The 12489-nt window shown below is 41.8% G+C and carries 9 protein-coding genes; 4 read left to right on the forward strand and 5 right to left on the reverse strand.

Translation table 11 applies throughout. The annotated features are described in order from the left end of the window. The first annotated feature begins 1128 nt into the window (after positions 1 to 1128). The gene (gene mutY, locus AX662_RS04210) at positions 1129 to 2280 is read left to right on the forward strand and encodes an A/G-specific adenine glycosylase (RefSeq protein ID WP_060971703.1); all 1152 of its coding nucleotides are present in this window, start codon (positions 1129 to 1131) and stop codon (positions 2278 to 2280) included. Positions 2281 to 2423: 143 nt separating this feature from the next. On the opposite strand, the gene AX662_RS04215 is transcribed toward mutY, so the two are convergent. The 3 genes from AX662_RS04215 to polA all read right to left on the reverse strand — a co-directional run bounded on the left by AX662_RS04215 (position 2424) and on the right by polA (position 7049). Then, positions 2424 to 2624 (reverse strand): Blp family class II bacteriocin, encoded by a 201-nt coding sequence (locus AX662_RS04215; RefSeq protein ID WP_229040619.1) that lies wholly within the window; start codon positions 2622 to 2624, stop codon positions 2424 to 2426. Positions 2625 to 2892: 268 nt separating this feature from the next. Further along, complete coding sequence (locus tag AX662_RS04220; protein WP_082757394.1) at positions 2893 to 3993, reverse strand: DUF6287 domain-containing protein; 1101 nt, start codon at positions 3991 to 3993, stop codon at positions 2893 to 2895. Between the two features lie 416 nt (positions 3994 to 4409). Further along, positions 4410 to 7049 carry a DNA polymerase I gene (gene polA, locus AX662_RS04225; protein WP_060971704.1) on the reverse strand — a complete coding sequence of 880 codons (2640 nt, stop codon included), beginning with the start codon at positions 7047 to 7049 and terminating at the stop codon, positions 4410 to 4412. 231 nt (positions 7050 to 7280) lie between these two features. Here polA and AX662_RS04230 point away from each other — a divergent pair, with 231 nt between their 5' ends. Then, the gene (locus tag AX662_RS04230) at positions 7281 to 9629 is read left to right on the forward strand and encodes an endonuclease MutS2 (RefSeq protein ID WP_060971705.1); all 2349 of its coding nucleotides are present in this window, start codon (positions 7281 to 7283) and stop codon (positions 9627 to 9629) included. A gap of 102 nt (positions 9630 to 9731) precedes the next feature. Here AX662_RS04230 and AX662_RS04235 read toward each other — a convergent pair whose 3' ends face one another. Next, entirely contained in the window at positions 9732 to 10274 is a 543-nt protein-coding gene (locus AX662_RS04235) for a CvpA family protein (protein WP_060971706.1), read from the reverse strand. After that, positions 10271 to 10585 (reverse strand): cell division protein ZapA, encoded by a 315-nt coding sequence (zapA, locus tag AX662_RS04240; RefSeq protein ID WP_004183554.1) that lies wholly within the window; start codon positions 10583 to 10585, stop codon positions 10271 to 10273. The genes AX662_RS04235 and zapA overlap by 4 nt, the downstream gene beginning before the upstream one ends. Positions 10586 to 10901: 316 nt before the next feature. Between zapA and rnhC the strand changes: the two genes are divergently transcribed. Together rnhC and lepB are read left to right on the forward strand one after the other, a co-directional pair. After that, on the forward strand, positions 10902 to 11792 hold the full coding sequence (gene rnhC, locus AX662_RS04245; RefSeq protein ID WP_060971707.1) for a ribonuclease HIII: 891 nt from the start codon (positions 10902 to 10904) through the stop codon (positions 11790 to 11792). Positions 11793 to 11810: 18 nt separating this feature from the next. Further along, positions 11811 to 12434, forward strand: coding sequence for a signal peptidase I (gene lepB, locus AX662_RS04250; protein WP_060971708.1), 624 nt, complete (start codon positions 11811 to 11813; stop codon positions 12432 to 12434). Positions 12435 to 12489 lie beyond the last annotated feature (55 nt).

The following is a 12489-nucleotide window of genomic DNA, read 5'->3' on the forward strand; positions in this document are numbered from 1 at the left end:
TCTTACACGCTAGAATGAGCTTTTAAGATTCTTCAATTGTCATTAGAACATCCTTTTGGAATTTTGTAAAAAATATTTTCATAAGGAGGAGTCATTGTGTGTCACCATTTTTATACCTAGCAATCATAGATTACCTCCATCAACTTACAAACAACTTTCAAGCATTGTAAATTTTCTATTACATCGGTATCACTCCCTAAGCTATTTTATGCAATAACTTGAAGTGTCTCCATTTTTATAACGTCCTAAATTCATCATCATAGTAATCGCCTCCGATTCTTATGATTTGAGACCTATCTCCCCATTGACCACTCAATGAGGTTTACTTGTCGCCGTTCTTATAACGACTTACATCAAACATCAACATAAGCGCCACCTCAGTACTTTGTTACAAGATTTAAGCATTTAACTTTTGTCGATAGATTACTCATTTGGCATTGGTATCACTCCTTAAGCTATTTTACGCAACAGCTTAAGTGTCTCCATTTTTATACCTACTAACATTTCTCATGAGCTTTACCTCACTTTTTGACGTTAATCTTGAGTTTAGCTTTCGATTTCTGGTGGTATCACTCCCTTGTAGCTATTTTATGCAACATTATTAATCGCCGTTTTTATACCTACTCATATTTTTCATGAACTCACCTCGTTCATCTTAAGAATATAGGATTTACGTTTCGTGTGGCATGGGTATCACTCCTTAGGCTATTTTACGCAACAACCTATGTGTCTCCATTTTTATACCTACTAACATTTCTCATGAGCTTTACCTCACTTTTCTTAAGTTAACAGATTTGAGTTTGGCTTTCGACTTCTGGTGGTATCACTCCCTTGTAGCTATTTTATGCGACTGAATTAATCTCCGTTCTTGTAACGCCCTACTGTCATGCGGTCACGCTCCTCAGAGATGATTGGTAAAGTTATTTGTTTTGCCTACTGTTTTGTTTAGAGATTTTAGTCTCCGTTTTTGTACCTTGAAATATTTACTCTCACCATGGCTCTTACCTCCTTGATGAATCCTTATCTTCTTTACACTTTTAGTATAATGTAAACGCTTACTTTTGTCAATCCTTTTGTCGGAAAAACGCATAATTTTTTGAAAAAAGATTTCTTTGCTACAATAGAGACATGTTAGATTTAAAAGAATACGGCATTGTCATGTGGGATGCTGAGAAAATCGCGTCTTTTCGTCGCACCCTCCTGGACTGGTACGATCGAGAGAAACGAGACCTCCCCTGGCGTAGGACTAGAAACCCATACTATATCTGGGTCAGTGAAATCATGCTACAACAAACCCAGGTTCAGACTGTCATTCCCTATTACGAGCGCTTTTTAGACTGGTTCCCAACAGTTAAGGATTTGGCTGAAGCTCCAGAAGAGAAGCTTCTCAAAGCTTGGGAGGGACTAGGTTACTATTCACGTGTCCGAAACATGCAAAAGGCTGCGCAACAAATCATGGATGACTTTGATGGTCAGTTTCCAGATACATATGAAAACATTGCCAAACTCAAGGGCATCGGACCCTATACTGCTGGTGCTATTTCTAGCATTGCTTTTGGGCTCCCAGAACCTGCTGTTGATGGTAATGTTATGCGGGTTATGGCTCGTCTCTTTGAGGTTAACTACGATATCGGAGACGCTAAAAATCGTAAGATTTTCCAAGCGATTATGGACATTTTGATTGACCCTGACCGTCCAGGTGACTTTAACCAGGCGCTTATGGACCTTGGGACTGATATCGAATCAGCTAAAAATCCAAGACCCGACGAAAGCCCTATTCGCTTTTTCTGTGCAGCCTATCTCAATGGAACCTATGACAAATACCCCATCAAATTGCCAAAGAAAAAGCCTAAACCTATGCAAATTCAGGCTTTTATTATCAGAAATACAAAGGGTGAATTTCTACTCGAAAAAAATATCGAGGGACGTCTGCTAGGTGGTTTCTGGTCCTTCCCTATCATGGAAACAGACTTTATTAGCCAACAACTCAGCCTTTTTGAAAAGGATGATAGTATTCTCGAGACAGTCTCTCAAAAAGCTATTTTTGAGGAAAATTATACCCTCAAACCAGAGTGGACAAACAATAACTTTACACCCGTAAAGCATACCTTCAGCCACCAAAAATGGACCATCGAAATGGTGGAAGGCAACGTTAAGAACGATAAACCTACTTCCGATAAGGAGCTACGCTGGGTGGCTAGTCAAGACTTTGACCAGTTCCCAATGGCCACACCACAGAAGAAGATGATTAAAACTTATGAAGACAGTAAAAAAGGATAGCATTGAGTGCTACCCTTTTTCTTATACATCAAGTTTATCGCGCTTACGGCCTCGCAAAGCAAGGTATACTTTTGAAAGAACTACTCCCAAAAAGATATAAAACAATTCCAAATAAGTCACATTTTTTGACATCAAAAATTCAATCATACCCAACACAACGCTCCGTAACTTACTGCTCCTCCAGCTAATCCCAACAAGGCTCCTCCTGGGCCACTAGTGATTAGACCCGTGATACTTGTTCCGAGGGCAGCCTTAGCTGCATTGTTCCAACTACATCCACCACCTACAACCACTGATAATTCCTCATGCGTCAATACTTGTTGTGTCATTTCTAATGTTTTCAATATATCTTCTCCTTATAATATTATTTTTTCTATTTATGATAATTGTGAGTTGCAAATCTCTTAGTGTCCTCACTAACCACTAAGAGATATCCTAGAATTAACTGTTTACTCTATCTCCTTTCATTTTAAAGACAACCGTCGCTAGCTCTCAGTTATATCCTTAAGTTATGTTTTTATTATAGGCAAGATTGCTAATAAAAAATAGTGACATAAATGTCACTATGGAGGACAAAAAAGCCGAAACGTGCCAGTTTCAGCTTGAGAATTATTAATCTACTTTGTAGAAGAAGTAACTGTCGTCAGTGGTGCCATAAATTGACTGACCACTCCAGATGCGGTCCTTACTTTTATCTGACTGATCATCAGCTTTCTCATTTGGTGATGATGTTACAGAACCGGTCAAGGCTACTCCTTTAGGTAAGAATGCTATTGCTCCTCCGCCAACTCCAACACCAGATTTCGGACCTGTACTCGATTTAAGGTAGCCATCAGTTACTTTAGAATTTTCAATATCTACTCTTTCTGTATCACTAACCAATCCGTTCTTGTCAAAGGTCATTGTATAGCCTTTACCGTTCTTCCAAGTTCCAGCGATACTTGAGAAATCACCATTCTGGATAGCATTGATATCCATACCAGTCTCTTTGTTGGACTTGCTATCGCTGCTGCTTGCTTCTGTCTCGTCACCACTTGAGTCGTCAAAATCATACCAATCTTCGGAAGACAAATCCAGAGTCTGGGCGTCACCTAAGCCAACCTTACTGGCACCATCAGTTGTCTCAGACATGCTGAAATCAACTGATTGAAGCTGGCTAAAGGCACCATCTTTAATTTCATAGGTCTCAGCCTTGGCCTCAGGTCTCATACGCTGGAATTGTTGGCAGTAAATCGTACCATCTTTATAAAATTTCATGGTACTCAAGTAACCACCCTTAGCAAAGATTCCAGCACTTTTTGCAAATACAGGCTTATCATCATTATCAAGATAATATAGCGCGTGAACACTGTCAGGGGTACCAATCAAAAGCTCAGCTGAACCATCATCGTTGATATCTACATAGCTATATTGGACTTTTTCACCTACTCTATTGGCTTCAAAAATCGTATTAGTTGAATAAGCTTCCTCAGTTGAGAGGTTGCTTGGAACAGCTGATGTATCGCCGTTCAAAGCAATAGGGCGATAGAGATCCAAGACCGAAGCGTAGAGTTCATCGTAGCTCACTTCCTCAGTCTCAGATGAATCACTACTCACTTGCTCAGACTTAGAGGTACTGCCGCCTGAGCCTGAACCACCCGTATTTGTTGCGTTACAAGCTGTCAGCAAGAACAAACTTGATAAGAGCGCAAATCCTGTTAATTTCTTTTTCATAACTATCCTTTCATAAGAAACGACCTAATATAAATATTAAATCATTTAAATCTCTCTGACATTATGTTAACAATTGTATGGTTGATAAGTCAAGTATTTTTTGAAAAATTAATTTATATCCATTTATCAAGAACACTTATATAATCATAGTTTTCACTATAACCCAATAATTCCATCCTCAATCAAATTAGAGTTTTGATTAAAATATCTAGATATTAGACAGGAATTCTCTTTACTATTACAAGTATCGACATCAAAAAAAGCCGAACCTCAGTCCAGCTTTCATCTGTCTATTTCTACTTGGTCATAAAGTAGGTGATAATCACCAATACTGCTACAATACCTAGGATAACAGCCAGAAATCCTAGCATGTAACGCAAGAGAAAATAGGTAAATGGAAAATTTTCTTTCATGTTTTACTTTGCCTCATACCATGTACGGCCGTCATTCTCATCTGCAATGAGAGGGACAGCGAGTTCGACTGCAGCTTCCATGGTTTCTTTAACCAAGGCTTTCATCGCTACAAGTTCATCGTTTGGCACCTCAAGGACGATTTCATCGTGCACTTGGAGGAGCATCTTAGTTTTATAGCCACCTTCCACCAAAGCCTTGTCTAAGTTAATCATAGCAATCTTGAGGATATCAGCAGCACTTCCTTGGATAGGCGAGTTGATGGCTGTACGCTCTGCAAAGTTGCGAACATTAAAGTTACGAGAATTGATATCTGGCAACTCACGACGGCGGTGGAAGAGAGTTTCTACATATCCTTTATCCTTGGCCTCACGGACCACATTATCCATATAGGCCTTGATCCCAGGATAACGCTCAAAGTAGGTGTCGATATACTCCTTGGCCTTCTTACGGCTAATGCCAAGGTTGTTAGAAAGGCCGAAGTCAGAAATGCCATAAACGATACCGAAGTTAACAGCCTTGGCGTTACGACGGTCGTTAGGTGTGACATCCTCTGGCTTTTCAATACCAAAGACACGCATGGCTGTAGAGGTATGGATATCTGCCCCCTCTTTAAAGGCTGCAATCAAATGCTCATCTCCCGAAATGTGGGCAAGCACGCGCAACTCAATCTGTGAGTAATCCGAGCTTAAAAGCACTGCGTCCTCAGTCGATGGGACAAAAGCCTTACGGATGAGACGGCCTTGCTCCAAGCGAACAGGGATATTTTGCAAGTTTGGATCCACTGATGAGAGGCGACCTGTCTGAGTTAGATCTTGCACATAACGTGTATGGATCTTGCCATCCTCAAGGATATAATCCTGAAGCCCCAAGACATAGGTAGACTGAAGCTTAGTAATTTGGCGGTACTCCAAAATCTTAGCTACGATTGGAGCAATTGGTGCCAAACGTTCAAGGACATCCACAGCTGTCGAGTAACCGGTCTTGGTTTTCTTAGTGTATTCCAAAGGTAGCCCCATCTTTTCAAAGAGGATAACACCCAACTGTTTAGGCGAGTTGATATTAAACTCTTCGCCCGCCATCTCGTAGATTTCTTGGGTCAATTTATCGATGACTACTTGGTTTTCCACTGCCATCTCGTTAAGGGTTTGTCCCTTAACCTTAATACCAGCGATTTCCATCTTAGCTAGCACATTTGCCAGTGGTAACTCCATATCAAAGAGAAGCTCTGATTGACCGTGTTCAGCCAATTTTTCAAGCATGACAGGTTTAGCTACCTGAAGGACCTTGACTTTTTTAGCTAGGTGGCTGAGCAAGACCTCTTTTTCAGGAACGGCACGTTTAGCCCCTTTACCATAGACCACTTCATCTGTTTCAAGCGGCAAGTCTGTATAGAGACGGGCAATGGTTGACAATTCATTATCCTCAACGGTTGAGAGGAGATACTTGGCCAGACGTGCATCAAAATTAGCCGTAGGCAAGTCAATACCTAGATGACTCAAAAGGACCTTACTACGCTTGAAATCGTAGATATTAACAGCTTTAGAAAGAGCTGCCTGGAAGGCGTCTGATTTGAGTAGATCAGTATCTGTAGACGCATAAATCTGCTTGTCGTTACCCCATGCAAAACCGATGATAGGCTCAGTGTGATAATTCTCACCAAGGATTTCAAAATAAAAGAAATCATCAGGGCTGAAGTGGTCCGCTGTTACTTGGCTAGGCTCTTCATAGGCCACATCAAAATCCTGTGGCACAGCCTCACCACCAAGGGCATTTTTGAACTGGACAAAGCCCATCTCGTCATAGAAAGCTGCCAATTTTTCAAGATCAGGTCCCGTAAAGGCCGTATCATCTAGGCCAATTTCAATAGGAGACTGGGTATCAATAGTCGCCAGGGTCTTAGAAAGGAAGGCTTGTTCCTTGTCATTGATGAGATTTTCCTTCATTTTAGACTTCTTCATCTCATCAATATGGTCATAGATACCTTCAAGGGAACCGTGTTCCAAGAGGAGCTTGAGACCAGTCTTTTCACCAATCTTAGTAACCCCTGGAATATTATCGGACTTATCACCCATGAGGGCCTTGAGGTCGATGAATTGCGCCGGAGTAATCCCCAATTTCTCCATGAGGTAGTCAGGAGTGAAGGCCTCGAACTCAGCTACACCTTTCTTCGAAATTTCAACCACTGTATTATCATCAGTCAGCTGAATCAAGTCCTTGTCCCCAGAAACAACTGTGATTTGGTAGTCCTCACTGGTATTTTCAGCCATCTTAGCTAAGGTACCGATAATGTCATCTGCCTCGTACTGAGCCAAGTCGTAATAGGCAATGCCACGTGCAGACAACATCTCACGGATATAAGGGAACTGCTCACGGAATTCCTCTGGAGTCTTGGCACGACCAGCCTTATAGTCCGCAAACATCTCTGTACGGAAAGTTGTTTTACCCGCATCAAAGGCTACCAAAACATGGGTCGGTTGGATACGCTCAAGCAGGTTGTCCAACATGAGGTGGAAACCGTAGATAGCATTGGTATGAAGGCCGTTATTGTTACGAAAACGGTCAATTTGATTATAAAGTGCGAAAAAGGCACGAAAGGCAACGGATGAACCGTCGATTAATAGTAATTTTTTCTGATTAGTCATAGGTTTATTATAGCATAGATGGGAGCATTGGTTTTAATTGAAAATCTCTTATTTTAGAGAGACTCTTTTGTAAAATAGTCGTTCAAAAATAAAAAACTTCAAGGAAAATTGTTCAGAGACAAACTGTAAAAATAGTCACTCAACATCTGATGACAAAAGCCCGCTTATAAAACTATCTCAAGCATTTCCCACCTCCACCCCCCTATAGTCAAATGTGTTATAATAGGAGCTATGGACACAAAGATTTTAGACCAATTAGAATTTAACAAGGTCAAGGACCAGTTCACAGAATACCTGCAGACTGAACAGGCTCAGGCGGAGTTGCGTGACTTGGTACCTATGACCAATCCAGAAAGAATTCAAAATCAATTTACAGAAATCCAAGAAATGGCAGAGATTTTCGTAGAGCACCATGGCTTTGCCATTGGTAGCTTGCGAGATATTTCTGAGCCCTTGCGTCGCTTGGAACTAGATGCTGACCTCAACATCCAGGAGCTCATTGCTATCAAGAAGGTGCTACAAGCTTCAGCTGACCTCGGTCGCTTTTACGCTGACCTTGAAAATGTAGAGCTCATTGCCCTTAAACGTCTTTTCGAAAAGATTGAAGCCTTCCCAAGTCTCCAAGGTAGCCTTCAGAGCATCAATGACGGTGGTTTTATTGAGCATTTTGCTAGCCCAGAGTTGCAAAATATCCGTCGTCAACTTAAATCTTGTGATGATGCCATTCGCCAGACCTTGCAAGACATTCTCAAGAAATCTGGCCACATGTTGGCTGAGAGTTTGATTGCTAGTCGTAACGGTCGTTCGGTGCTTCCTGTCAAAAATACCTACCGTAACCGTATTGCTGGAGTTGTGCATGACATCTCAAGCTCTGGAAACACAGTATATATCGAGCCACGTGCCGTTATCCAGCTTAACGAAGAAATTACACAATTACGTGCAGACGAACGCCACGAGATGGCTCGTATCCTGCATGAACTGTCTGATCAACTCCGTCCACAGGCTGCTGCAATTGCCAACAACGCTTGGATTTTGGGCCACATGGACTTCATTCGAGGAAAATATCTCTATCTCCATGATAAAAAAGCGGTTATTCCAAAGATTAGTGACAACCAAACACTACAACTACTTAACGTTCGTCACCCTCTTTTGGCCAATCCTGTAGCCAACGATTTGCACTTTGATGAGGACCTCACGGCCATTGTCATCACAGGTCCCAATACTGGTGGTAAAACGGTCATGCTTAAAACGCTAGGACTAGCACAACTAATGGCTCAATCTGGTCTTCCAATTTTGGCTGATAAGGGCAGCCGTGTCGCCATTTTCCAAGAGATTTTTGCGGACATCGGAGACGAACAGTCTATCGAACAAAGTTTGTCAACTTTCTCTAGTCACATGACCCACATTGTTGAGATTCTGAATGCTGCCGACAGTAACAGCCTGGTCTTGGTCGATGAGCTTGGGGCTGGTACCGACCCTCAGGAAGGAGCTAGTCTAGCCATGGCAATCTTAGAGCACCTCCGTTTAAGTCAGATTAAGACCATGGCTACCACTCACTATCCTGAGCTTAAGGCCTATGGGATTGAGACGCAACATGTGGAAAATGCCAGCATGGAGTTTGACACAGCGACTTTAAGCCCTACCTATCGTTTTATGCAAGGGGTTCCTGGTCGTTCTAATGCCTTTGAAATTGCTCGACGCCTCGGTTTGAATGAGATTATTGTCAAGGAAGCAGAAAACCTCACGGATACTGATAGTGATGTCAACCGTATCATCGAGCAACTTGAAGCCCAAACTGTGGAAACACAAAAACGTCTGGAACACATCAAGGACGTGGAGCAAGAGAACCTTAAATTCAACCGTGCGGTCAAGAAACTCTATAACGAATTCTCCCATGAATACGACAAGGAACTCGAAAAGGCTCAAAAAGAAATTCAAGAGATGGTTGATACCGCTTTGGCTGAGAGCGATAGTATTCTCAAAAATCTCCACGATAAGAGTCAACTCAAACCTCATGAAGTTATCGACGCCAAAGGAAAACTCAAGAAACTTGCCCCACAAGTGGACCTCTCTAAGAATAAGGTCCTTCGTAAGGCTAAGAAAGAAAAGGCTGCGCGTGCCCCTCGTGTCGGAGATGATATCATCGTTACCGCCTATGGGCAACGTGGTACCCTTACCAGTCAAGCCAAAAATGGTAACTGGGAAGCTCAGGTCGGTCTCATCAAGATGACCCTCAAGGCAGACGAATTCACTCTGGTTCGTGCCCAAGCTGAAGCCCAACAACCTAAGAAGAAACAGATTAACGTGGTTAAAAAAGCCAAGAAGACATCTGGCGGTCCTCGTGCCCGTCTAGACCTTCGTGGGAAACGTTACGAAGAAGCTATGCAAGAGCTTGATGCCTTTATTGACCAAGCCCTACTTAATAACATGAGTCAGGTGGACATCATCCACGGTATTGGTACAGGTGTCATCCGTGATGCTGTTACCAAATATCTCCGCCGTCATCGCCATGTTAAAAGTTTTGAATATGCCCCACAAAGTGCTGGTGGTTCCGGATGTACCATTGCAACCTTAGGGTAAAAATAGATAAGAAAGACTGAGACCTTGTGTTCAGTCTTTTTTCATATGTTACCAAAACAAAGAACAAAAAAGCCTCCCTTAATCAAGGAAGACTTCTATTTTCTATATCACACTTGTCCACAAGTGCTGGATAATCTGACTAACTGGAAAATTCCAATTAATCAAAAGGCGCAAAACCCAGCTAGATGACAAGACCGTTTGAATGTTATTCATGGGAACAGTCGCAAGAATATTCCCAAACATAGTCAAAGGCACAAGACTCACTAAGGAGGCCAAGACACCACCTACCACTTGAAATCGTCTCTGGTCAAGTCGCTCAATTCTCACAAAGTGGAAGAAAATACCAAGAAAGCGCAAACCATAATAAGCCACACAGTAAATGGCAAAATAGGCAACACCTGCATAATAGACGCGGTCAAGTGAAAAAATATTTTGGTCTGTAAAAAAAGCTAAACTAGCATCTTTGGTTGGATTGGTATAAGGTACCCAAAGATTGATAGCCTCTCCTAGCGACCGGTAAAAGTAGGCCGCTACACACATGGCAATAATGACTGAAACCACGTAATAAGCTTGCATAAAGAGGCCTCGACGGTAGCCAATGTAGAAATTCCAAGCCACGATAGCTAAGACAAGGAGTCCAATCATGCGTCATCCTCATCGTCATTTGTAGCTGTCGCCTTGACCTTAAGTTGTTCAAGTTGCTTAGCTCTCAATGTTTCCAACTCTTTTTCCATATCTTCAACTTGGATTTCACGTTCCAACTGAGTCGACAAAGAATTGATAGCCATTAGGATAGCAATCGTTTCATTGTCAGCGTTTTTCATCTGCTCTTTGATAATTTTATATTTCTCGTGGGCAACACGCTCAACCTCTTCCATGAATAGGTTATCTTTATCAGTTGTTAGCGTGAGGTTCTTCTCTCCAAAATGAAATTTGTAACGGTTCTTATTTGCCATTTGCTTGTTAGCTGCCAATCAATGGTGGTCACGGATTCGCCACCGCAGCTTCTCCTTATTTTATTGCTTTTATATCGCCATTTTTTAGCAAGATTCAGACACTTACTCTGAGGCGTGTTCGACACTTAAATGCCAACCTATTTCTTCTAATTGTGGAAAAAAGAGCAGGGTTAGGCATTCTCTTTCTAATCATTATATCCTAAATTTTAACTTTCGTAAATTTTAGACTTTGCACTTCTCTAGAAAAATAATTTTCAGGGATTCCGAGTCTGTAAAATATCTACCAATTCTCCTTTTTTGTGCTAAAATAGATTTCATGGGCACAATCGTATTAAAAATGACAGCAGAGCAGATTTCGACACTCCAGAAGGACCTAGCAAGCTATGCGACTGCGACTAAAAATCCTTATGCAAGTTTTTCAGCCAAGGTCGATGGAATAAGTGTCATCGCCTATACTTCAGGAAAGGTAACTTTCCAAGGTGCTAAGCCAGAAATCCTAGCTAGCCGTTTTGGATACCAAGCTGAACCTAAGCATTCACCTGATGGGCAAAACCTAGCCCTAATTGGATCAGACGAAGTCGGAAATGGCTCCTATTTTGGTGGTCTAGCTGTTGTAGCTAGTCTAGTTACCCCAGCTGACCATGCCTTTTTGAAATCTCTAGGAGTTGATGATTCTAAAAATCTTAACGATATCAAGATTCGTCAGATTGCACCTATGTTGGAGGAGAAAATTCCTCACAAGGCACTCCTTCTTTCGCCTAGAAAGTACAATGAAGTGGTTGGAGACGGTAATAGTCATAATGCTGTGTCCGTTAAAGTAGCCCTCCATAATCAGGCTATCTTCCTATTGTTACAATCAGGTGCTAAACCAGATAAGATTGTCATTGATGCTTTTACCAGTGAGAAGAATTATCAAAAATACCTCAAGAACGAACGTAATCGCTTTGACTTTCCTATTACTTTAGAAGAAAAAGCCGAAGGTAAATACCTAGCTGTCGCGGTGAGCTCTATCATCGCCCGCAATCTCTTCCTGGAAAATCTGGATAAACTCAGCCAAGAAGTAGGTTATACTCTTCCTTCAGGTGCTGGTGCCAAGTCCGACCAGGTCGCAGCCAAGCTTCTTCAAGTCTACGGAGATCAGGCACTCCAAGCTACTGCTAAATATCATTTCGCCAATACTAAAAAAGCCTACCAACGCTTAAAATAACCCTGAAAGGCCTTAACTATGAAAAACAAATGGACCCAATACTTTCTCATTTTCCTTCGTGAATGGGGACTCTTTATCCTCTTTATCACATTCTTCCTCTTGACTCGCCTCTTACTCTGGCTTCCTGTTCAGGTTGACGGCCACTCAATGGATCCAACTCTCGCCAATAACCAGCGTGTTATTGTTTTGAAACACACGTCCATTGAACGCTTTGATATTGTCGTTGCCAAGGAGGTTGAAAATGGAAAGACGAAACAAATCGTAAAACGTGTCATTGGGATGCCAGGTGATACCATTACCTATCAAAACGATAAACTTACTGTCAACGGCAAAGAAGTCAAGGAAGAATACCTCAAAGAATTCCAGGCTGCCTTTGCCAAAGATAAGCTACAAAAAGAGTATGCATACCGCGATTACTTCCAACAACTGGCTAAAGAATCTAAGGCCTTCACTGTCAACGCGGACAAAAACACTACTTTCTCTGTCACTGTTCCTGAAGGCAAATATTTCCTACTTGGAGATAACCGTATCGTTTCAAAAGATAGCCGCGAAGTTGGTTACTTCGACAAGAGTGCTCTTGTAGGGGAAGTCAAATTCCGCTTCTGGCCACTTAATAAAATTGGTACCGTTGAAGACAACTAAAACCACTGAATAAGATAAGGTTGGGGAAACCCAGCCTTATTATGTATCTAGGAAA

This window comes from Streptococcus sp. CCH5-D3, from assembly GCF_001556435.1.
In the GTDB taxonomy this organism is placed as follows: Bacteria; Bacillota; Bacilli; order Lactobacillales; family Streptococcaceae; genus Streptococcus.